General features: G+C 34.6%; 22 protein-coding genes. All 22 read right to left on the reverse strand.

Going from position 1 to position 24,175, the window contains the following annotated elements:
• Positions 1-20: 20 nt before the first annotated feature.
• Positions 21-1,307 (reverse strand): glycosyltransferase, encoded by a 1,287-nt coding sequence (locus ACWATA_RS18605; RefSeq protein WP_473050231.1) that lies wholly within the window; start codon positions 1,305-1,307, stop codon positions 21-23.
• The gene (locus ACWATA_RS18610) at positions 1,301-2,554 is read right to left on the reverse strand and encodes a glycosyltransferase family 4 protein (RefSeq protein WP_473050052.1); all 1,254 of its coding nucleotides are present in this window, start codon (positions 2,552-2,554) and stop codon (positions 1,301-1,303) included. The genes ACWATA_RS18605 and ACWATA_RS18610 overlap by 7 nt, the downstream gene beginning before the upstream one ends.
• A gap of 58 nt (positions 2,555-2,612) precedes the next feature.
• Positions 2,613-3,494: a UTP--glucose-1-phosphate uridylyltransferase GalU gene (gene galU, locus ACWATA_RS18615; RefSeq protein WP_208732624.1), complete on the reverse strand. Its 882-nt coding sequence runs from the start codon at positions 3,492-3,494 to the stop codon at positions 2,613-2,615.
• Between the two features lie 24 nt (positions 3,495-3,518).
• Positions 3,519-4,643 carry a non-hydrolyzing UDP-N-acetylglucosamine 2-epimerase gene (gene wecB / locus ACWATA_RS18620; protein ID WP_049163378.1) on the reverse strand — a complete coding sequence of 375 codons (1,125 nt, stop codon included), beginning with the start codon at positions 4,641-4,643 and terminating at the stop codon, positions 3,519-3,521.
• 60 nt (positions 4,644-4,703) lie between these two features.
• Positions 4,704-4,874 carry a hypothetical protein gene (locus ACWATA_RS18625; protein ID WP_157876213.1) on the reverse strand — a complete coding sequence of 57 codons (171 nt, stop codon included), beginning with the start codon at positions 4,872-4,874 and terminating at the stop codon, positions 4,704-4,706.
• 20 nt (positions 4,875-4,894) lie between these two features.
• Positions 4,895-5,662: a tyrosine-protein phosphatase gene (locus ACWATA_RS18630; RefSeq protein ID WP_208732625.1), complete on the reverse strand. Its 768-nt coding sequence runs from the start codon at positions 5,660-5,662 to the stop codon at positions 4,895-4,897.
• A 392-nt stretch (positions 5,663-6,054) separates the two neighbouring features.
• Positions 6,055-6,765: a CpsD/CapB family tyrosine-protein kinase gene (locus ACWATA_RS18635; protein ID WP_098197061.1), complete on the reverse strand. Its 711-nt coding sequence runs from the start codon at positions 6,763-6,765 to the stop codon at positions 6,055-6,057.
• Positions 6,755-7,507: a YveK family protein gene (locus ACWATA_RS18640; RefSeq protein ID WP_473050053.1), complete on the reverse strand. Its 753-nt coding sequence runs from the start codon at positions 7,505-7,507 to the stop codon at positions 6,755-6,757. The genes ACWATA_RS18635 and ACWATA_RS18640 overlap by 11 nt, the downstream gene beginning before the upstream one ends.
• Positions 7,508-7,710: 203 nt before the next feature.
• The gene (manA, locus tag ACWATA_RS18645) at positions 7,711-8,721 is read right to left on the reverse strand and encodes a mannose-6-phosphate isomerase, class I (RefSeq protein ID WP_473050054.1); all 1,011 of its coding nucleotides are present in this window, start codon (positions 8,719-8,721) and stop codon (positions 7,711-7,713) included.
• Between the two features lie 20 nt (positions 8,722-8,741).
• Positions 8,742-9,821: a glycosyltransferase gene (locus tag ACWATA_RS18650; protein WP_473050055.1), complete on the reverse strand. Its 1,080-nt coding sequence runs from the start codon at positions 9,819-9,821 to the stop codon at positions 8,742-8,744.
• Positions 9,822-9,888: 67 nt separating this feature from the next.
• Positions 9,889-11,277, reverse strand: a complete 1,389-nt coding sequence (locus tag ACWATA_RS18655) for a sugar phosphate nucleotidyltransferase (protein ID WP_473050056.1) — start codon at positions 11,275-11,277, stop codon at positions 9,889-9,891.
• A gap of 83 nt (positions 11,278-11,360) precedes the next feature.
• The gene (locus ACWATA_RS18660) at positions 11,361-12,680 is read right to left on the reverse strand and encodes a UDP-glucose dehydrogenase family protein (RefSeq protein WP_473050057.1); all 1,320 of its coding nucleotides are present in this window, start codon (positions 12,678-12,680) and stop codon (positions 11,361-11,363) included.
• Between the two features lie 132 nt (positions 12,681-12,812).
• The gene (locus tag ACWATA_RS18665; RefSeq protein WP_473050058.1) at positions 12,813-13,868 is read right to left on the reverse strand and encodes an NAD-dependent epimerase/dehydratase family protein; all 1,056 of its coding nucleotides are present in this window, start codon (positions 13,866-13,868) and stop codon (positions 12,813-12,815) included.
• A gap of 31 nt (positions 13,869-13,899) precedes the next feature.
• A complete protein-coding gene (locus ACWATA_RS18670) occupies positions 13,900-15,303 on the reverse strand; it encodes a lipopolysaccharide biosynthesis protein (RefSeq protein ID WP_473050059.1) in 1,404 nt (467 codons plus the stop codon).
• Positions 15,304-15,664: 361 nt separating this feature from the next.
• Entirely contained in the window at positions 15,665-16,675 is a 1,011-nt protein-coding gene (locus ACWATA_RS18675; RefSeq protein WP_473050060.1) for a glycosyltransferase family 2 protein, read from the reverse strand.
• Between the two features lie 12 nt (positions 16,676-16,687).
• On the reverse strand, positions 16,688-17,149 hold the full coding sequence (locus ACWATA_RS18680; protein WP_473050061.1) for an acyltransferase: 462 nt from the start codon (positions 17,147-17,149) through the stop codon (positions 16,688-16,690).
• Between the two features lie 61 nt (positions 17,150-17,210).
• Positions 17,211-18,659: an O-antigen polysaccharide polymerase Wzy gene (gene wzy / locus ACWATA_RS18685; protein WP_473050062.1), complete on the reverse strand. Its 1,449-nt coding sequence runs from the start codon at positions 18,657-18,659 to the stop codon at positions 17,211-17,213.
• Positions 18,660-18,686: 27 nt separating this feature from the next.
• Positions 18,687-19,358, reverse strand: coding sequence for an LbetaH domain-containing protein (locus ACWATA_RS18690; protein WP_473050063.1), 672 nt, complete (start codon positions 19,356-19,358; stop codon positions 18,687-18,689).
• 19 nt (positions 19,359-19,377) lie between these two features.
• Entirely contained in the window at positions 19,378-20,550 is a 1,173-nt protein-coding gene (locus tag ACWATA_RS18695; RefSeq protein WP_473050064.1) for a glycosyltransferase, read from the reverse strand.
• 30 nt (positions 20,551-20,580) lie between these two features.
• Positions 20,581-21,774 carry a glycosyltransferase family 4 protein gene (locus ACWATA_RS18700; protein WP_473050065.1) on the reverse strand — a complete coding sequence of 398 codons (1,194 nt, stop codon included), beginning with the start codon at positions 21,772-21,774 and terminating at the stop codon, positions 20,581-20,583.
• Between the two features lie 174 nt (positions 21,775-21,948).
• A complete protein-coding gene (locus ACWATA_RS18705) occupies positions 21,949-23,130 on the reverse strand; it encodes a glycosyltransferase (protein WP_473050066.1) in 1,182 nt (393 codons plus the stop codon).
• Between the two features lie 43 nt (positions 23,131-23,173).
• Positions 23,174-24,136, reverse strand: coding sequence for an NAD-dependent epimerase/dehydratase family protein (locus tag ACWATA_RS18710; RefSeq protein WP_473050067.1), 963 nt, complete (start codon positions 24,134-24,136; stop codon positions 23,174-23,176).
• Positions 24,137-24,175 lie beyond the last annotated feature (39 nt).

Genomic DNA, 24,175 nt, shown 5'->3' on the forward strand with positions numbered 1-24,175 from the left:
CGTAAGTTCCTCCTTTTACGTTATATTGCTTGATAGACTTTCAAAAATTGAACTTGTTCACTTTCCCAGTTGTACTTGAACTTCGCTGTTTTACAGTTGTTGCTCATCGTTGCACGCAGCACAGGATCTCGTAATAACTGATTAACAGCACTCGCAATCTCTTTGTAGTCATGCGAATCTACACACAATCCAATGTGCTCGCCTTCTACTACTTTTTTAATCTCTGGAAAGTCGCATGCTACTACCGGTACATCGCTCATAATGTATTCAAATAACTTATTTGAAGAAGCCGAGTAGTGATTGAAGCACACATTATTTAATACTTGAAAACCTAAGTACGCATTTTTTGTATACTTCGGCAAGTCTTGCAAGGGCACTTTTGGAATAAACTTCACTTTATCTTCTAACTTCATTTCAGCTACCATACGCTCTAGCTCTGGTTTGATACGTCCGTCTCCAATAAAGACTAACGTTCCTTCTTTAAATAATGGCGCGGCTTTAACAAGCTTTTCAAGGCCTCGTCCCGTTTGGATGCCGCCTTGATACAACAGAATTTTTTCATTTTCAGGAAGCCCTAAGCGTTCGTGTAAATTCACTTGTTGCTGCTGCTTATTTTTTGGTCTAAACGGATAGTTATAGACAACGTTTGGATAAAAGCCATATAAATCTTCATTGTATTTGGCACGTGTATGATTTTCTACAATCATAGAGTCAATTTTATTAATAAAGAACGACTCCATTTTTGCGTATACGCCGCTGTCATAGCCCGTTCTACTCGTTTGCACCTCGTGAGAATCATAGACAAGATACTTGCGCTTGAAGCGAAGCTTTGAACAAATAAACCCTTGAGGAAGCGTATTTAAATCATTCGAGTGATAAATTTCGTATTTTTTCTTCCTGCCTTTTAAAATCATCCTTAAGATAATGCTTCCTCTTACCCAAACCACTTGCAGCTTCGTTTTTAATAACAGTGCGGCTACTATCGTAACAGGAAGAACTACATAAGGAGCTACGTACGCTGCTCCTAACCACAGCAATAAAGCGATCAGAGCGAGCATTTTATATTTTAGAAGGGCACGATACGCTTTTTTCATAAAAAGCAGCGAAGAAGGATACCGCTTTACGCGATGAACGTGAAAATGTTCATTTACTTCTTCATACTGTTTTAAATCCGCATTGTTCGGATCGTGAATACAAATTAAATCAACGGCGTAACCATTCTCTGATAAAGCCGTACATTCGCGCAGGACGCGCGCATCATTGGTGAAATGATTCCATACAAACATACAGACATTTTTTCTCATAATACTTCAACCTTATCCACTGATTCTGTCTGCTCCACATGCAGCGGTTCAGAACTTTTATTCTCAATTAAACGTATTAATACTTCGATATTTTTTTCCCAGAAGAAATGCTTCTTCACATAATTTAAGCTATTGCGAGACATTTCACCTCTTTTAGAAGGGTGCTGATACAAGTACAGAATATGTCTGAGCATCTCATCTGCTGTATTTGTATCTGATACAATTCCAGCTTCATGCGAAATAATTACGTCTTTGGCATAGCCAGAAACCGATGCGACAATCGGGATTCCACAGGTCATGTAATCAATGATCTTACCAGGAAGAACCGTTTCAAATACTTGCTTACCGTTCAACGTCACAATTCCAATATGATGTTCAGAAATAATATGTAAACATTCTTGACGAGTAGTTGGCTTAATAAATCGAACATTTGTTAACTTATGCTCTTTGGCAAATCTTACAAACTCTTTCTTTTTAAACCCATATCCCATAACCGTCAATTCAATATTATACTCATTTAGTTCTTTTGCAAGGTCCATTAGAACCGTTACATCTTGTGCTAAACCAATATTGCCTGCATACATAACTTTAAATACATCGCTTCCAGATTCAATCATTGAAATTTCGTTACGATTTGCAGCATTAGGCATAAAATGAATTTTGTTTAAAGGAATAGCATATTTCTCTGTCATAAACCAAATAAAGCCTTCGCTGTTTACGATAATATGATCAGCTTTCACATAGAGAATTTTCTCTAAGCGACTGAAAACAGAAATGACGACAGGATAATTGAACACACCTACGCCTTTTAACGATTCAGGCCATAAATCTCGAATGTCTAAAATAAGCGGCCTTCGATAACGGTATTTGGCAAGCAGCCCGACGACAGCAATAAAAATAGGCGGAGATGTAACGAAAACCACATCGTACTGTTTTCGGTCAGTTAAAATGAATAACATCATTTTAAAAGCAATTTCTAAATAATACATTAAACGATTGATAATACTTCTAGAATACTTGCGATTTTTCACACCAATGCGCGTTACATCATTTTCTTCATCAATTGACTCATCATCCCAAAACTGTTCGTCATGATAGATCTTTTTATTTGGATATGTGGGCTCAGTCGTCAGTACATTTACGTCATAATTTTCATCTTTTAAAAGTTTATATATATTTTTTATACGATTTCCTGCACTACCGATTTCAGGATAAAAATGTTGAGAAATCACAAGTACCCTTTTTGTCAAAGCAACTTCACTCCAATACAATTTCACTAGCTCGCCAAGCGAACTAGTGAAACATCAATTAAGCTTTTACGTTTTCTCTTTGTAATAGCTCATCCATAAATGTAAGTAAATCATCACGTAAATCTTCATGCTGAAGAGCAAATTCTAGCGACGTTTGAATAAAGCCGAGCTTTTCACCCACATCGTAACGTTTGCCTTCAAAGTCGTAAGCAAATACGCGCTGAATTTCGTTCAGCTTTTGAATCGCATCCGTTAATTGAATCTCTCCACCGGCGCCTACTTCCTGCTGTTCTAAAAACTTAAAGATTTCAGGCGTGAAGATATAGCGTCCCATAATAGCTAGATTAGAAGGAGCTGTTCCTAATGCTGGCTTTTCAACAAATGTATCCACTTGATAACGGCGACCATTGCTTGAAATAGGATCTACAATTCCGTAACGGTTCGTTTCGTTTTCTGGAACCGTCTGCACACCAATCACAGAAGATAACGTTTCGTCATACTGATTCATTAACTGACGCAAGCAAGGCGTGTCTGCTTGAACAATGTCGTCTCCGAGCAGCACAGCAAACGGCTCATCTCCAATAAATTTGCGCGCACACCAAACCGCATGCCCTAATCCTTTTGGCTCTTTTTGACGAATGTAGTGAATTTCTACGTTCGCTGATTGACGCACTTTCTCTAGAAGCTCGAACTTTTCCTTTTCTACAAGGTTTTGTTCTAGTTCAGGAGCATTATCAAAATGATCTTCAATCGCACGCTTTCCTTTACCAGTTACAATAATAATATCTTCAATACCAGACTCAATTGCTTCTTCGATAATGTATTGAATGGTCGGTTTGTCTACAATTGGAAGCATTTCTTTTGGCATTGCTTTTGTTGCCGGTAAGAAACGTGTACCTAATCCTGCAGCTGGAATAATTGCTTTTTTTACTTTTGACATGATTAAACTTCCCCCATCTACTAATTACTTATTTTGAGCACTAAAATATTCGCTAATTGCATCGGCAATACGTTTTGATGCGAGACCATCACCATACGGATTCGATGCTTTAGACATACGCGCATATTCTTCTTCGTTTGTTAAAAGCTCTTTAGCAAGTGAATAAATCGTTTCTTCTTCTACACCTGCAAGCTTTAACGTTCCAGCTTCAATTCCTTCAGGACGTTCAGTTGTATCACGAAGTACTAATACCGGTACACCTAATGAAGGAGCTTCTTCTTGCACGCCGCCTGAATCCGTTAAAATGATATGAGCACGTGAAGCGAAATTATGGAAGTCTACTACTTCTAGAGGTTCAATTAATTGAATGCGAGGATCATTTCCTAACACTTCGTCTGCCAATTCACGAACAACAGGATTTAAATGCACAGGATAGACAACTTGTACGTCATCATGTTCCTCTACAATTCGTTTGATCGCACGGAACATATTGCGCATTGGTTCACCAAGATTTTCACGGCGGTGAGCAGTTAACAGAATTAAACGGTCATTGCCCACACGATCTAGTACCGGGTGAGAATATTCTTCTAATACGGTTGTTTTTAGTGCATCGATTGCCGTGTTTCCTGTAATAAACAACGTTTCTTCTTTTTTGTTTTCTTGCAATAAGTTGTGCGCAGATTTTGTAGTAGGAGCAAAATGAAGGTCCGCTAATACTCCTGTTAACTGGCGGTTCATTTCTTCCGGGTACGGAGAATATTTATTCCATGTACGAAGTCCCGCTTCTACATGACCTACTTTGATTTGATTATAAAAAGCCGCAAGACCTGCGATGAAGGTCGTTGTTGTATCGCCGTGCACAAGTACGATATCAGGCTGAACTTCTTTCATGACTTGATCTAGTCCTTGAAGTCCGCGTGTTGTTACGTCCATAAGCGTTTGACGGTCTTTCATAATGTTCAAGTCGTGATCCGGTGTAATATCAAACACACGCAGCACTTGGTCTAGCATTTCACGGTGCTGAGCTGTTACCGTCACGATAGATTCAAATTCTTCTGAACGTTTATTTAATTCTAATACAAGGGGAGCCATTTTGATGGCTTCTGGACGTGTTCCAAAAATCGTCATTACTTTAATACGCTGTTGCAATGCAGTCACCTAGTTTCATTAAATTATGTATAAAAGCACTAGTATTTTTAATAGAAAATACTAGTCTCTTTTTTTATAAAGTTCTTGTTCTTTCTGCTGAATGGCGTGTGCTAAATGTTTCTTTAAAATCAGCAGCTGATCGTAAGATGCATCTTGGTAAATATACCGCACAGCCTTTTTTACACTCTTAGGTAAATGATCAAATTCTTTCATGATTTCTATACTGCTCAATAGCTTCTATCCTCTAGGCATTAAAAAATACCTAGAAACTTTTTCCGCATAATTTTTTCTGGAGATTCCTTGTAACACTGTGTACCGTCGATAACGCATTGAGCGTTTTCTAGAAACATATAATAATAATCTCTTCCATGCTCACTCTCAATCACATCAATCGCCTCTTGCATATGAAAAGAGCGATGTTGGAGGTTATGGGCGTCTGAGGAAACAAAATGCACGAGGTTGGCGTCTATTAACTGGTGAGAAAATTTCTTTATTTTCTTTCCAAAGTGTCCAACCAAGCTAGAAGCTGTAACTTGAGCTAATGCTCCTTTATTAATAAAGTTATAGAGAAGATCAGGGTCTTCTAACAACCGACTGTTTCGTTCTGGATGGACGATAATAGGGATGATTCCCTGTGATTGAATATCAAACAGCAGCCGCTCCGCATAACGAGGGACTTGACTCGAAGGAAATTCAACAAACAAGTATTTTCCCGTATTATTTAAAGTGAGAATTTTATCTTGATGATAGTCGTCTAAGATTTCACCGTAAATACGGTTTTCTTGACCAGGTAAAATGGTTAATGGCACTCCTTCACGAACTAATAAACTATTTAATTGTTCAACACTCTGTAAAATAGCTTGTTTTTCATTAAGATATCTGCCATTCTGATGATGAGGCGTGGCAACAATAGCCGTAATGCCTTCTGAGACAGCTCGCTTTGCCATTTCAATACTCATCTCACTACTTGCAGCACCGTCATCCACATTAGGCAAAATGTGACAATGTAAGTCAATCATCTACCCTCACCCCTATCCTTCTTAAGACCTAATTAAAGCAATACTTATGTTAGCATATTACAACATGTATTTCTATGTCTTTTTTTGTCGAAACATCTGCAAATCAATGCCCTGTAAATATTTAAGAATAGTCTGAATATATCTATTCATTTCATTCGAACTACTAAACAAGCCCTAAAATGTGCTGTTCACCGAGAAAAACCTACTTTTTAGCTATCTTGTAAGTACATGAATAAACAGCAATATTTTACTAATTACTTTTAAATACTTCAATCATGAAAAATCTCACATTTTAAACTTTTTATAACAATAGTCATAATTTCTTATACGTACTTCGATAAAAACACGCCAAAAAGCCTCCTCGCTAGCACGTGCTAGCGAGGAGGCTTTAATTAATTGGTACCATAATAGTAATAGTAGTTACCTTCTTCTACTTTGCGGTTATTTAACACAACCCCAAGCAGTTTACCTTGCGCATTGCTTAACAGCTCTTTCGATTTTAACGCAGCGTCTTTCTCTGTTTTACCGCTGCTGACTACTAAAATCGTGCCGTCTACTTGATTCGCTAAAATCTGTGCATCAGCTACAGCTAAAATCGGAGGCGTATCAAAAATAATCATATCGAACTGTTCCTTCATTTCTTTTAACAACTCGGCCATCTGAGCAGATGCTAACAGTTCAGATGGATTCGGCGGAATAGGACCGCTTGTTAAAACAGAAAGATGAGGAATTTCTGACTCTTGAACCGCTTGCGCTAACGTAGACTGACGTGTTAATACATTCGTAAGGCCAATGTGGTTTTCTAATCGGAACGTGTAATGACCCGTTGGTTTACGTAAATCAGCATCAATTAGTAATACGTTTAAACCTTGCTGTGCGTAAACCGTTGCTAGATTAGCAGAAGTCGTAGACTTTCCTTCTTCCGCTCCGCTTGATGTTAAGACAATCGTTTTAATATCTTGATCAACGTTTGAGAACTGAATATTCGTACGAATCGTACGGTACTGTTCTGCTACCGGATCCTTTGGACTGTTATGAGCTAGCAAACGTCTTTTTAACGTCAGCATTTTATCATTTTTTTGAGCTTTGTTTTTACGAGCCATACGTCTCACCTCTTTGCGGTACGCGAGCAGCTACATCTGGTCGCGATACGTTTGTTGGCTTAGGCACATCTTTAATATTCGTGACGACTCCAATCACAGGAAGTCCTAGAATATTTTCAATATCTTGCTCCGTTTTTAACGTGTTGTCTAAGTATTCAAGTAAGAATGACAACCCAATACCTACCATTAAACCAACTACTACTGCAATCGCAATATTTAAAAGCGGCTGAGGCTTAACTGGACTAGCATTTTCACCAACCGTTGCTTTTGAGAGCACTTGGACATTGTCTAAATTCATAAGCTTAGGCACTTGTTTTTGGAAAACAGAAGCCGTTGTATTCGCAATTTCAGCTGCACGTTTTGCACTTGTATCTTGTACGACAATCTGTGCTACCTGCGAGTCCTGTGCGCTTGTTACTTGAATTTGACCGCTTAGGGATTGAGCGGACTTATCCATTTTTAACTCTTTGACCACTTTATCTAAGATAACGGGACTTGTAATAATGTCATTGTACGTGTTAATAAGCTGTACGTTTGTTTGAACGGTTTGTGTATTGTACAGTTGCTGATCATTTTTCGCTTGGTTGACTAAAATTTGTGTCTTTGATTCATACACAGGCGTTAACACAAAAAAGCTAATCACTCCACTTGCGGTTGCTGCGATAATTGTAATCAGTACAATAAGCCAAAGACGCTTACGAAGCACTGCAAACAACTCTCGCAAACTAATTGTCTCTTCCATAGTTGACCTCCGAACTTAATAACTTCTAAAAATTCAATATACTGTTCATTATAGTTGACAAAGGATTCTTTTACTATATTCTTTTGTAAATTAAATGAAATATTGACAGTTCTTATTTTTTCTTTCTATCTTTATATCGACATAACATGTAAAATATTTATACGTTTTATGATAAATGGCCTATTATTCTCTTACACAACCCGTTAGATTCTCGTCATATCTCCAAAAACATTTGCAGCTTCGTACATACGCTTACTTTTCTCATTTGGATGAGAAGCAATAACTTTGAGCTGGCCTGTTAAAGTGAATGTTTTAATCGAATTTGGCAAAATAAAATGGTCTCCTTTTTGCAGCGGAAATTCTCCTTCTTCTGTCCAAAGCGTTCCGTTTCCTTCAATGACGCTTCCTAATGTAAAATGGTGCGTTTGAAGTAACTCAAGCGAAGACTGTATGTCCCATTTATAAACAGAAAAATAATCTTCTTCTAAAAAAGTAGTAATGGTGCCGCCTTTTTCTTGAATCCTAATAGGCTCTATATGAGACGCAGTATGAGGAATAGTTGTTACATCAATCGCTTTTTCTAGGTGAAGTTCTCGTAGCTTTCCTTCTTGTCCGAGGCGATTGTAATCATACACACGATACGTTGTATCTGAACTTTGCTGCGTCTCAAGAACGAGAGTTCCTTCACAAAGAGCATGCAGCGTACCGCTTGGAACATAGAAAAAATCACCGGGCTTGATTTTTACACGCTGTAATAAATCATTCCAGTGACCTTCGTTTACCAACTGCATAAATTCCTCTTTACTTTGTGCACGGTGACCAAAAATCATCGTCGCATCTTCTTTACAGTCTAGGATGTACCAGCATTCTGTTTTCCCGAGCTCACCATTTTCGAACTCCTGTGCATACTCATCACCTGGATGCACTTGAATGGATAAATCATCATTGGCATCTAAAATTTTTGTTAATAGTGGAAAGCAAGGGCTGTTAAAATGCCCAAATATCTCTGGATGCTCATCCCAAAGCTCACCTAGCGTTTTGCCGGCATAATAACCTTCTCGAACTGTATTCGGACCGTTTGGATGAGCTGAAATCGCCCAGCACTCGCCCGTCTGAGCAGAAGGTATGCTATACCCGTACTGACTCTCCAACTCCGTTCCACCCCAGATACGTTCTTGAAATAGAGGCGCTAAAAAAATAGGTGCTTTTTTCATCGTTTTGAATGAACTCCTTACTAACTGTTTATTTTTTTATTGATTTCTTCGGCGATATGCATCGCTTCATTTTTATAGCGGTTGATTTGCTGTCGCCTGCATGTCTCAATAAGCGAAGGAGTCACTACTAAACTTTCTAACTCCTTCCACTCTATTAAGTCGCATAGCTGGTGACGAACTAAATAATCAATCGTATGACGATCTTCTTTCATGCTGCTGCGATTTGTAATCAACAGCGGCACCCCAGCGCAAACCGCTTCACTGATCGTGCCCCAGCCTGCTTTTGTTAAAACAAGATCAGCAGCTGCTACGTAGTGCTGCGTTTCTGTTTCCTCTTGAGGAATTTTATATACATTGGGATGAGTAACATCAACATTCGATGAAACGATAAACTTGCAGTTTGGACTTTGCCAAATGGGTAAGTCCGACAACGTTTCAATATCTACTTTCATCCCCAGACCGAAGTAGATGATATGACTCTCGCCCACAGGGTCAATCTCTTTACGAATACGCTGTACTTCAGCATCGTTTATCTCTCTTGAATAAAAACCAAAGCTTTGATTTTCTTTGATACCCCAATGCGGCTCATCACTGCATGCTAGCGAAAACTGATACGTCATCTGCTTATATCGATCCTCTAAAAATTTCAGCGATAGGCCTCCAATTAACCCTTCGTATGCTGTAAACCAAGTGAAGTTTGATATTCCTAAAGAAGGTAGGTTTAATAGATAAGCACCCGCGATCCCTAGTGGAGAAATATCCGAAATCACAAATGAAACATTGGCTACTTTCATAAATCGCTTTTCATACATAAGCTTTGTATGAAAGCTTGATACATAAGAAGCAACTTTATGGTTTAACAAATCAGCGTCTGGTTCTAGAGAATTTTCTTTTAGCACGTAGCCGACATCCGTTAAAATCTCTCGAAACCTCACACGATGTTCATATTTAAAAGATTGTCTGAGAAACTCAATCGCAAATGAATGACAAATAATAATTTCTATTCCTTCATTTTGCTTTAATAATTGACGAATAATGGCCGTGCTTCTAGTCGCATGACCATATCCGTAGTCTGAAATATAATAGGCAATTGTTTTCAACCAGAAGCACCTCCCCATTAGTTGCATAAAAAAATAGAAGCTTTGACTTTATCTAAGCTTCTATTTTTTATAAAATCACCTGCGGTCTCGATGATTGGAATTGCTTGATCACATCATTCCAATCATAAATAAGGCGAATAGTATCTTCATTTGAAATCACTTTTCCCGTTTGGACTTCAATAAATTCAAGGTCGGTTAATGCATGAATGCCATGCTTTTTGCCAGCCGGCAAATGAATAATATCCCCTGCTTTTACGCGACGGATGTAATCATCAAGCGCAAGTTCTCCCTCTCCGCGTACAATCGTCCATACTTCATCACGTAAATTATGATAATGATACGTCGAGTTCTTTCCTTTCGAAATATGAATACGTTTTGTCACCATTTCAGTTTCTTCATCATACTTCGCATAATCTAACACGCGGGACCAGCCCCAAAGGCGCTCTTCATACATTGGAGGATAGTTCCAGTCGCCAATAATTTCTTTAATTTTAGGACTAGATGCTTTATCCGCAACTAAAATCCCGTCTGGACTAGCCGCAACAACCACATCTTTTACGCCTAATACCGTAACTGGAATATCTAATTCATTTACTAAATGCGTATTAGCTGAGTCGTCCGTTAATACACCTTTTCCAATTTGAGATGTCGCCATTTCTTCCGTTAACGTATTCCACGTACCAAGATCTTTCCAATAGCCATCATAAGGTAAAGCAACAATGTGACTTGCTTTCTCTACTACTTCATAGTCAAAACTAATTTTAGGCAACGTTGTATATTCTTTATGTAGCGTTTCAAATTGAAGCGGGAGGTTTTTTTCTTGTAAAATTTGAAGCAAATAACCTAGACGAAACGCAAAAACGCCGCAGTTCCAAAGCGCACGCTGATTAATTAATCCAACAGCTGCTTCTTCACTCGGCTTTTCTGTAAAACAATCTACTGTAAAATAACTATCTTCTTCTACGTTTCCTTCCGGCACAATGTATCCGTATTTGGATGAAGGATACGTAGGTGTGACACCCATTAACGCTAAATCAGCTTTTGAATCACGAAGCACACTTTCTAAATCTTTTACCCGTTCAAAAAAACCGTCTTCCACATAAGGATCAACCGGTAGCACCACAACGATTTCATCTTCAGAGGCTTGCTCTTCGGAATGAAGATATGAAGCAGCTAAAGCAATCGCTGGAAACGTATCCCGGCGCTCAGGCTCGATAATTAATGGAATATCCGTTCCGACCTGACCACGAATCATATCACGCTGAAGCTTAGACGTCGCAATGACTGTTGATTCATTTAACCCAACCGCTTCAATTTGATTCCAGACGCGCTGAACCATTGACTCTTTCTGTCCATCTCGTCCTTCTAATACTTTTAAAAACTGCTTCGAACGCGTATCATTTGATAACGGCCATAGACGCTTACCAGATCCACCCGATAACAACACAAGTTTCATTTATTTCCCTCCAATAAAAAAAGACCTGCTTCTTTGCAGCTCTTGCTTGTAGTTTATTTTAAATTCATTTTAGACTTACACCTTTAGATTAATGAAACTTCTAAGTTATGAATTGTCTCTCTTCCAATGGAGTCATATACCATAGCTGCATCTTTTACACTTTCCAAGTCATAGCAGTTTCGACCGTCAATAACAATTGGATTTTTCATTAATTTGCTGTAATTTGCTAAATCAAAGTGCTTTACTTGATCCCATTCTGTAAAAATGAAGCAAACATCTGCATCTTTCAGCGTTTCTTCAATTGAATAACAGTACGTCACATCTTCCGGATGTACTTTCTTAAAATTATCAATACCAATCGGATCCCATGCCTTAACATTTGCTCCGTCTTCTAACATAAGCGGAATATTCACAAGCGTAGGTGCTTCTCGCAAATCATCCGTTCCAGGTTTGAACGTTAACCCTAGAACAGCTACATTTAATCCTTTTAAACTGTCAAAATACTTGCGAGATTTTTTAATAAGTTTAAGCTTTTGATTTTCATTTACATCAATCGCAGCTTTTACCGTCTTTAACTCGTAATCATGAAAATTTGCCAGCCAGTGCAATGCTTTGGTGTCTTTTGGGAAACAAGATCCTCCGTAACCAATTCCTGCATTTAAAAATTTATTTCCAATACGGCTGTCATATCCCATACCACGCGCCACATCTTCAATGTCTGCTCCAATAATCTCGCAAAGATTCGCAATTTCATTAATAAACGAGATTTTTAATGCTAGGAAATCATTAGAGGCGTACTTAATCATTTCAGCACTTTTTCTATTGGTTACAATAATTGGAGCTTCAAAGTTTTTATATACTTGTTTTAATGTCTCACCAGCAGCCTCTTCTTCTACTCCAATTACAATTCGTGAAGTATGAAGCGTATCTTTTACGGCTGTTCCCTGGGATAAAAACTCTGGATTCGAAGCCACATATACATTCACATCGTGTTTTAGCTGAGATTTAATTAGACTTTCAATTTTATCATTTGTACCAATTGGCACTGTTGATTTCACTACCACTACGCAGTCTTTTTCAATACTAGAAGCGATTTGCTCTGCTACCCCATACACGTAACTCAAATTTGCTGAGCCATCAGATTTTTCCGGAGTACCAACACCTATAAAAATAACGTCTGCATCTTTATAAGCCGACTGATAGTCTGTTGTAAAATGCAAACGTTCCATATTATTATTCATTAACTCTTCAAGACCTGGTTCATAAATAGGTGAAATTCCAGATTCCATTAAAGCAACTTTATTACTATCTATATCCACACAACTAACCGAATGACCATATTCTGCCAAACAAACTCCTGTGACCAATCCAACATACCCTGTTCCGGCTACGGCTATCTTCATTTTATTCCCACCTTCATTAAATTATATGCTACTCTCGCTAATCCATAGTCCTTTCATGCCTAGTAAAACAATGAACTAATATATTTAAATACTTTTTCTAAGGCCTACAGATCATAAGACATTTTTTAAAGATTAAGACTCAATATAATATTCTTTATACCATTTAGCGAATCGACTTAACCCTTCCTCAAGGCTAGTACTAGGCTTAAAGCCAAAATCTTTTACGAGATCATCCACGTCTGCATAAGTTTGATAAACATCACCAGGTTGCATGGGCAGAAGCTCTTTTTCAGCTGGCTTACTAATTATATTCTCTTCCATAAGACACTTCTCCAATGTTTCTACAAAATCCATTAGGCTCTCTGGCTGATTATTACCAATATTATATATTTTGTATTTTACGCCATCTTCATTTGCTTCAGGTGCCCTGTCCATCACATTAGTAACTCCAGTCACAATATCATCCACATAAGTAAAATCTCTTCTCATATCACCGTAATTAAATATTTGGATTTTTTCACCTTTCACAAGTTTATTAGTAAAGCCAAAGTACGCCATATCAGGTCTTCCCATCGGTCCGTATACCGTAAAGAAACGCAAACCAGTTGATGGAATACCATATAATTCTGAATATGAATGTGCTAATAATTCATTGGATTTCTTTGTAGCAGCATACAAAGATACTGGATTATCTACCTTATCTTCTGTAGAATAAGGAACCTTTTTATTTGAACCATATACAGAAGATGAAGAAGCATAAACAAGATGTTCTACCCCAGTCGCTCCATTTGCATAGGAATGACGACAAGCTTCCAATATATTGAAGAAACCAACAAGATTAGACTCTACATAAGCTTCAGGATTTGTAATACTATAACGCACACCTGCTTGAGCAGCAAGGTTCACAACAATCTCTGGCTTATATTGTTCAAATACTGAATCAATGATTTTCTTATCGGAAATAGATCCATTAATAAAAGTAAAACTACCTTTTTCTTTGTTTAAAGCTAATTCATTTAATTTTAATAGTCTTGTTTCTTTTAATGAAACATCATAGTAATCATTCATATTGTCTAGTCCAACAATAGACACTGTTTCATCGTTAGTTTCTAAAATTTGTTTAGTTAAATAATAACCGATAAACCCCGCGGCCCCTGTAATTAAAATAGTCTTATTTGAAAAATTCATATTTGTACTCCTCCAGTTTGAAATATGGTAGTTATTTGCGAAGCTTTTTTTGAACTTGAAATATAAAATTTCGAAATAATCGCCTATATATGAAAGCAGAACCCCCAAGTACTCCAGCAGTAACTGTGAGGGTTCCAAAAAAACCTGTTTTTAAACAAATAATAGCTAATCCCCAAAAGATAAGAAGCCTAAGTACAACAGGCTTGAAATCAAAATGAATATTAATATATTTTTTAGAAATAAAATACCGTAAAAGCATCATAGCTAACGCTCCAAAAAATTGACCTGATAAGACAGCATATATTCCAAATTCACCAATCCCAAAATAGGACACTGTGACAGTAATAGCACTTCCTACTACGGTAGTTACAAACATAATATTAGTTTTATTAATTACTTGAAAAATAGAACCTACGTTTGTAGACATTACCATGAATATAGAGTATGCAATTAGAATGGGGACATACACCTTAGATTCATAATAAGGGGTATTTCCAATTAATTCGTAAAATATAAATATTGCAGGTAAAGCCAATATACCTAGCATTTGAAAAATCTCAAATAACTTTTCTATAGTTTTAGAAAACTTCTGTGGAAAGCCAGGTTCATTTCTTGTTGAAATTGCCTCTTCAATTAATGCCATAGTTATTACACTGCCAAAAACCATAATAATTTGAGAAAATTTAATTGCAAAAGAGTATAACCCGTTTTCAGAAGAGCCTAGATACTTTACAATCATTAACTTTCCAAACCCTGAAAGTAACCATAAAGATATCAAATTTAATACAAGAGGCGCCGAAAAAGTTATCATCTTTTTAATAATGGATAAATCGAAGTTATTTTTGTTAACATATTTTAAAACTCTTACTTTTCTTTCGATAATAAAAAGGACAGCAATTTGCCCTAGTAACTGAGAAACGTAAAGTCCAACTAACTCAAGTCTAAATATACAAATAAATATTATAATCGCAAAAAAGTTTACTACAGTTGCTGTAATACCAGCTTGTACATAAACAATATTAGCTTTTAAAGCTCTTGCATAATATTGCCATACCTGTGAAAAACCTTGGACCACAAGCATTGCAACAAATAACCCTTTATAGCCAATATCAACTTCGTTAAAATATAGATAAATATTAACTATAAATGCCATTATTAAAGAAGCAATTAATGCAAAGGCAGCAGAACTTGCAATAACTTTCTTTTTATTTTCTTCAAAATCTGATAATACGAACTTTAAAATCGCTTCCCAAATAGCTATAAAAGCGATAGGGATAATAATATTTATAAGGGTCACTGCATAATCATATTTCCCTAAAGTTTCTGTAGTAATAAAATATGCATAAATGGGTATGAGGATTACAGCCAAAACTTTAGAAGACATATTACCAATTAAATATAACCCACTTTTTTTCATTAAATTTTTCTTTTCCATCTACCTCGCAGCTCCTAATGACATCCACTTCTTTTTTCACTTACATTTACTAGTACACCTACATAAAGTAGGTTCATACTTATTACCAACCTCTCTTAAACATTAGGGTACAATTAATTTATCTTTATATGATAAACGACGGATACAATTACCTATAGATTAGTATTATTAATTTCATTCATAACATTTCAATTGTTATTAAAAAAAGCTATAAAATGAAAAATCATCCATTTTATAGCTTCTGGGAATTTAGACTTCTCCTAGTCAAACAACAGATATATCTCTTTTGAAGCCCTACAGAACATTCAGTGCTAAATCCACGAATGATTTATTCCCTACTTGATTCTGTTCCTGCACATAATTACCTAATCTTTGAAAATTGCTTAACATAAAACAGAAAGGCTTTTCCAGAAGGAATAAAATTGCTAGCTATATAACTGGCACCTACAAACCCTACTAGTATTTTTAGTGGTATAAAATTAGCCTGTAAAGATACGTAGTAATTTTTAAAATATTGTTTGTTTATAAACTTCCTTAACGTATACGATTCAAAGACCTTATCTGAAGAATTTGCATCAAGTATTTTATTGTATAATTCTGCTAAATCTCTCATTTGTTCAACTGTCTTAGCAATATGTGTATTACATGACAACAGAAAAAGCTCCTTCTCCTCTTGAGTAGCTTCAGCATAAACTTTATTAAGCATAAATAACCTTGCATATCGGGCCCCAGAATTTTGTTCTTTATGTAATAAAAATTTTGTCTGCTTTTTATGAACACGATAGTTAAGTATTACGTCTGATATATTAGCAAATTTTTCACTCCATATTAGTCTTGTCCATAATTCATAGTCTTGACTCGCTTTAAATTCTGGATTATATTGTATTACCTCCGGCTTATTTCTATACATAACAGCCGGATGACATAAACAATTTTCAAAAAGTAACCCTGCTTTTATTTCCTCATGAGTTAATGGATATTTCATTAACTTACGAGCATCTCCAAATTGCTTTGCGTATCCACCTACAATTAACAATTTGGGATTTATTTCAAGTGAATTCACTTGCTTTGTCAAACGATCTTTCCAACATATATCATCAGCATCTATTCTCGCAATATATTTCCCTGTTGCTAAACTTATAGCCACATTTAAGTTATAAGCTAAACGTTTATTTTCAGTATTTTTTTTCAAAATAACTCTTTGATCTTTAAACTTATTTATTATTTCTACTGTATTATCAGTAGAAGCATCATCAATGATTATCAATTCAAAATTTTTATACTCTTGGTCGAATATACTTTTTAATGTTTCTTCAATATAATTTGCCCCATTATAAACAGACATTATTATACTAACTTTTGGAATTTCCATACTATCATTCCCTTATTTGCTAATTAGCTTCAATTCTTCTTCTCTTTTTTGGATAATTATCATATTATTAGGATATTTACCCTTTACAATGCAACCGGCACCAACAACACAATTATCTCCGATTACAGTACCTCGAAGAATTACTACATTTGCTCCTATCCATACATTTTTACCAATGACTACATCCTCAGATATAAATCCTTCTTTTCGAAAGTCGTGATCATGATCATATATACATACATTAGGACCGAATGTGGAATTATCCCCAATTTCGATTTTTTTATGAGCTACTATATTACAATTCTCATTAAAAAACACATTCTTCCCTATAATTAAAGATCCTCCATCATTTTGTATAGTTACATTTCTTTGGGTATGTAACCCATTCCCTATTTTAACTAAACTTTCACTACTAATAGAAATAACTGTACTAAATTTGAGACGATGACGATACGATATCTTCAATTTTTTCATAAAACGTATTTTATATAACGATACCTTCGGGACCACTATAAAAAGCTTTTTGATTATTTCATTAACCCTGTTCAATTTGTTTACCTCGAAATTCTTTTTTATTTCTAGATAATAATTTAAAGATAAAATTTAATATTAGTATATAAAGAAATATTTTCATTCCAAACAGGACATCATGTATTTGACCTCTAATATATATTAAAGATACATATAACAAGTACATTGACATTGCCTGCATTAGACTGGATTTATTATTCGATATGAACATCTCTATTAACATAAATAATAAACCAATAACAGGCGCAACTATCAATACTAAATATCCGAAGTTATAATATAATTCTCCTATATAGGACCCTCCTAGTGATTCTCCTTTATGAAAATAAGGATTTAGTATCGTACCTAAGTCAATATAATTTTTCATATCTCCAATAACTAGTTCCCCTCCGGGTATTAAAGATATCAAAGAACCTAAAAAAGATTTGCCATAGGCAAATGATAAAGAGTAGGGAATATTATTAAGTAAAAGAATTAAATCAACCTGTGTTGAGCCCATTTCTTGTAAAACATCGATGATAATATTATTATTTTTTAGATACAAAAGTAAAGTCTGAAGGTCAAACTTTTCTCCATTATCTCTAGTAGCAGATATTAAAGAATAAAAAGCTGAAAGACATGTCATTATAACAATTACTTTTTTCGTATTTAATTTAGACTTAAATTTACTCGAATAAAATATAAGTAAACAAATCAATAAAGGCAAATAAGCCATTCGGCTACCGATTATAAGCATCATAGCTAAAGAACGTATAATTGCATGCAACAGAACAAACCTTCTAGCAAACTTATTCTTAACAGTAGATAAAAAAAGCAGTACTGCTGCTGGATACATATATATAGCTAAGTATATGATAGGGTTATCTCTTCCAATTTTATAAGTTAAGGCATAGATATCATCTGCAGTAGTGGTTAATGCAACTACACTTTGTCGAAAGTCATTATATGTTAAAATAACCGCACAAATTATGAATAAAAAATATGCTAAATTTATATTCACATTATTAATACGCTGATCTTCCACGTTTTCACTTTTATCCAATGAGTAGTAGTTAGTAACAATTAATTTAAAAAGCAGACCGCCAAGGTTTAAAATGCTAATTATAACTAAAAAAATTAATAATGCATGGACAATTGATGCTGATGAATAATAAGTGATTACGAAACTATTCCTTTTTAACTCTATATCTAACGCTGTCAACCATACTTGTCCACAGTTGTATAAATAAGAAAAAAGAATAAGAATATTATACGCGGAAAAGAGCCTCATCTTAAATCCTATATTAATCATTATTTGAGCTAACAAACAAAAGAAGCTGTAAAAAGCTATACTTTTATATAATGAGTCTTCCATACTAATTATATTGAATTTGTTTAAATATATAAAAATAGTGATAACTAACAATCCTAATTGTAAAAAAAATCCACAAAATTGTTTCCTAGTAATCTTCATAGCATCTCCTCGTTGCATTTTAAAACTTTATATCTTCCAAGATATATTTTTCTTTGCAGCTACAATATCATTTATTTTGGAAACATAAATACAATTTTTTTGATCTAACACCTTACAAACTAAGCTTCTGTACCCGATAATGTTTTTGTCTGGTATGTAAGCTCCTTTTAAGATAGATGCCTCTGCTCCAATCCAAACCTTATTTCCAATAAGGATTTTTTTGTCGGAATTAATTCGACTTCCATATTCATCAAAAATCCCATGTCCATCCGAATCCATAACTGTACAATTCCAAGAAAATAATACATCATCTTTTATATCAATTTCTTGGCGGCAAATAAGCTTTAACCCTGCATTCCCTTTGAAATTTTTCCCAATTCGAAGCACTCCTCCATCAAGAACCCTTATTAAACTACCTGATGCAATGCTTATTCTTCCACCGACTACAAATTTTCCTTCTTTAAATTCAAGAAAGGTTTTCCCTCTTCCTATTCCACCAGAGCCATCCCATAAGCCAACGGTTACCAACCCAAAACTTGCAGGCTCATTTAATATAACTGTTCCTCTTTTAGCAGCTTTTACTACTACTCCTGGTGCTAACAAAACAGGCAATTTTATTGCAGTAGTAAAATTGAACATACTCAAATTAAAAATTATAGTTTTAGGTAATCCTAAAATTACCTTAAGTATTTTTTTCATAGCTAATATTCCTCTAATTTCAATTATCAATTACTTTAAGAAGTTGTGAAATAATTTCATCATTATTATAGGTGAATTTCTTTGTATTCTCTGTCATCATTTGAATTTTGCTGGGACTATTTAAAATTTTCTCTAATTCTATATAAAGACCATCTATATTATTTTCTGCAATTATAGAATAACTCTCATCCTTTAAAAGCTCCCTGGCTGAAGGGAAGTCTGTACTTATGACAGGCACCCCAATAGTCAAAGATTCCATGATTGCCATAGGCTGTGATTCATAACGAGAAGTTAGTACGAAGAGATCCGATTTTTTAATATAAGGGAATGGATTTTTACGAGCACCAATAAATCTTATATGCTCACTAAGACCATTTGTTTTCACCTTTTTTTCTAAATCACTCCTGTCAGGACCATCACCTAAAATTATCCAATTGAAATTATAATTTTTATTGGACACTAATTTTTTCCCAATTTCTATTATTCTTTCAAAGGCTTTTTGAGAAGCAATTCTTCCTACGGAAATAATATTTGCAGCACTTGAAGAAAATAATTGGTTATCTGTTATTTCTTCTAGAGAATTATTCTTTATTTTATTTATCAATAAAATATTTTTTATAACACACATTTTATCGGCATGTTGAGGCATAGCTAATTTAAATGTTTCCATACTTGCATCTGCTACAAAAATAATTTTATCGGCTTTTTTATAAGATTCTGTGAACCCTTTAGCTCGAATTGATAAATTTTCGTAATTATTATGAATCCAAAATATTCGTTTTTTTATACTTGATTGTGCAACAAAATCATTACACTCTCCTTCTTGAAATCCAATTATTGCATCATAAGATTCTTCATCTATATGTTTTTCTAAGAATTTAGAATACAAAAAATTCATAACTTTTTTTTCACTGAAAACCTTTTTAGCAATACCCAGAAGACTCCTTACAAAAATGTGTAAAAACTTCTTATTATTTTTCAATCCATTCAAATCAAAGAATAAACTTTGGAGAGCTATATTACCGACAAACAGATTTACATTGTTAGGAACATTTTCAGCATACTCACCATAAGGAGAAAATACCAATAAATCCACCTCAAAGTTATATTTCTTAGAATATTCTAGCAAGTTAAGTAAACTACTTCTAGTTCCACCAATTTTCAAATTATTGATTACAAATAATATTTTCATATTTATACTCCATAATGATATTAAAAAAGTTCAACACAAATTTTTCAACTTACTATAAAATAAATTTCTACGTTCTTCTAATATTGAATACTCATAATTCTTGGACTGTTCGAACTGTTTTCTCCTGGTGGGCTCCACACGTCCCCAGTCCCTAAGGTACTCTTCAATATACTTAGCAAAGCATTCACTATTAAACTCTGGTAATAAACAATCCTCATTTAAAAGTTCACATATACCATCAACCTTAGATCCAAAACATAATAGTCCATTTGCCATTGCTTCTATAACTGAGCGTGGTAACCCTTCCCCCATAGACGGAAACACTGCAAAATGAGCCCTATGTAACTCATTTTGAACTGCTTCATATCCTGCTTTCCACCCAACAAAATCTAAGTGATTTTTTATTCCAAGGTTTTGACCTAGTTCTTCAAATTCTTTTCGCATAACTCCGTCACCAACAAGAATTCCTTTAACATCAAAACCTTTATTTCTTAACTTTGCAATAGTTTCAATAAAGATATCTTGTCCCTTGCGATTATCTTGCATCTTTCCTGTATGGATTAAAGTTATTTGTTCAGGTCTGGTATCTTGCCAATTCTTATAACAATATTGCGATTCTTCCAACCGAATAGTTGAATAACTCGATTCAAAGTAGTTCTTACTCTCACTCAACTTACTCGCCTTACTTGGATATAACTCTTGTAATACTCTCTCTGTTACATAAGAAACACCGTTAGCTGACATGCACATTGATTTAGTTTGATTAACCATTAGAGATGTAATTATTGGCTGATAAAAGTTTTTCATAGCTTCTTTTGAAAAATGTGTTTTGGGATTGTTCATGATTTCTACTGCATATGGCTTTTTACTTAATTTAGTTAATGGATAAGCAATCATAGAAATCGGACTAGGCGCTCTAAAAATTACACAATCTGATTGTTTAATTGTAGATTTCATCACGCTTATAACAGCAGTTAGATTTTTAAGTAAACCCGCAACGCCTCTAAAATTCGGTAACTCAACAAAAGAAACTCTATTTCTATCTGAACGCATTAACTTGTCTGTATCAATTAATTCTTTATGGTCGAATCTTGCACAAACAATAACTTCTTCAAAAATATTAAGATATCTTTCCCAGAACTTTGCATTAGACTGCTCATCTACCCAAACCTCTCCATTAGGTAGCTTTGTAAAATGCTGTTCTTGTATCACTAATAGTTTCATGTTCTACTCCTCTTATATTTACACTTTCTCATTCTTATTTTTAAAAATTTCGTCTAACAGCTTAACTTTACATACTGACTAGAATTAAAAACACCTTTTAAAAAAGTCGAGAGTAAGTTTTATCGCTTACAAAATAAGAACTATTAATAGGGTAATAGGGAAATAAATTTCATATTACATTTTTTCATCAACGATAAAACTTTCCAATCTATCCGCCCAAATCTTATAATCAAACACTGTCTCTGCGCACATTCTTGCCTGATTACTCATTTCATTTAATTCTTCATTTGTCATTCTTAAAGCTCTTAAGATTGCTTCTTTAATGTCTTCTGGATCGCATCCTTTGTACAGGATTGCATTTTTACCATCATCTAAATATTCATGGTAATCTCCCACACGCACCGCTATAGGAGCAATCCCACAAGCTAAAAGTTCAGGAACCTTGCTTGGAAAGTTAGAAATGGTAACCTTATTAGCAGGTCTAGCCAATAGTAAGAAATTCATCTTCCCAAACAACTTCATTAATTCATCGTAATCCATCCAAGGATGAATTACTACATTTTCTTTTAAACTGTCAAGAATGGATACTTCTTTACCTAAAATTGAGCGGATTTTATTTTCTGAAACACCGGTCAAATGAAACTTAATATTTTTTTTCTCTTCATTATTCAATAAATTGATTGCCTTAAACATGTTAACTATAGAATCCTTTTTATAGGGGTTTCCTGGATATATTAAATTCAATGTATCATGATTTTTTTCTCTTCTATAGAAAGGATAGTCTTCCACGTTTGTAATGATTGGAAAGCGTAAAGTTTTACACTCTTTATTTTTGAAAAATCTCTCAATATTTTCGCTAATAGCTATCACCTTTTTAGTTGATCCATACACGTGGTGAAAACATAAGTGATACAACCAATACGATGGATTAAGTACATTAAATTTAAATTGAAATGATTGAAACCATTCTACTACATCAAACGCAACATCTGATTTAATTTTTTTTGATGCAAAATTTGCAACTTGAGCTGCATAAAATAAATTTGATGTATACAAAATTACGGAATCATTTGAGGTCAATCCATATTCTTTTAGTTTTTCACACGTCATTCTTCCCAAATTAAATCTTTGTTTTAATGGTCCTTTTGGTATTTTTATATTGTAATATTCAATCCCATTGAAAAAATATTTTTGACTTTGTGGATCGTAGTCTCTCTGTTGGTTATCCCCAATGCCTATGACAATTACTTCATACCCCTTGTATTGCAAAGCTTTTGCATTATATTCCATACGATTTGAAGCAGCTTCCATTTTAGGATACTTTCTTTCTGCACAAATAAATATTCTTTTTTTCATCTAAATCACCTCATATATCTCTAACTCTTCTTTGAAGAAATATTTATTCGTGTTTCTTAATCCATTCAATTGTAGCTTTTGTGCCATCATTTCTTGTATATGGTAATTCAGGAGCTATTTTATAAATTGCACTCACATCGTTCATACCATCGTTTGTCATATTTCCATATCTAAATGAGGTCATTGGAAATTTCAAGCCAAAAACCTTAAGAAAGTCACCAAAAAATGCTGCACATCTTATAACAAAACAAGGTACCCTAGGAATTTTAAAACCTAATTCTTTTCCAATTTCATCAGCCCATTCATTAATCTCATAGGAAGGTTCGTCTCCAATGTAAAAGACTTTATTATTCTCATCTTGTGTCTCATTAAAAAGTAACTGTTTAATTTGATAAACACTATTTCCAATGTAACCATAGGTCTTATAACATTTTTTATTTCCAATATGAAAGTACATTCGTTTCCTAACCATATCGAAAAAGTTTCTGTATGGAACTCCAAACCATGGACCCCAGATAGAAGTTGGTCTTATAATACACCAATCACAATATGGTTTATTTGCCCATACCGCATTTTCTGTTGCAACTTTACTTTCTCCATAAACAGTATGAGGATGGTAATCAAATTGATCAAGCGGCACATATCCATTAGGGTTTACAAATTTGGAAGATGCTACAATGATCTTTTTTAAATTTGGAATTTCTTTAACGATTTTCAACAGATTCTCTACCCCTACAGTATTAGCCGAATAATCGTCTATAGCTTTTCCATCTAAATCTGTTCTTGCAGCTAAATGAACAATATATTCAGGAGTAAAAGACAATACCGCATCTCGAAATTCTCTATAATTTGTAATATCAATGTTTTTCCACACAGACTCACGCTTACTGATTTTAGGTTGGTTAAAATCAATATTCAAAACTTCATAACCTTTTTCAATTAGATCTTCTAATAAATTAGTTCCAATAAATCCAGAACCACCGGTGATTAAAATCTTTGTAGACATTTTCCTAACTCCTAATATTAAAATAAAAACCTTTAGGGC

The organism is Priestia sp. USM5 (assembly GCF_058323215.1).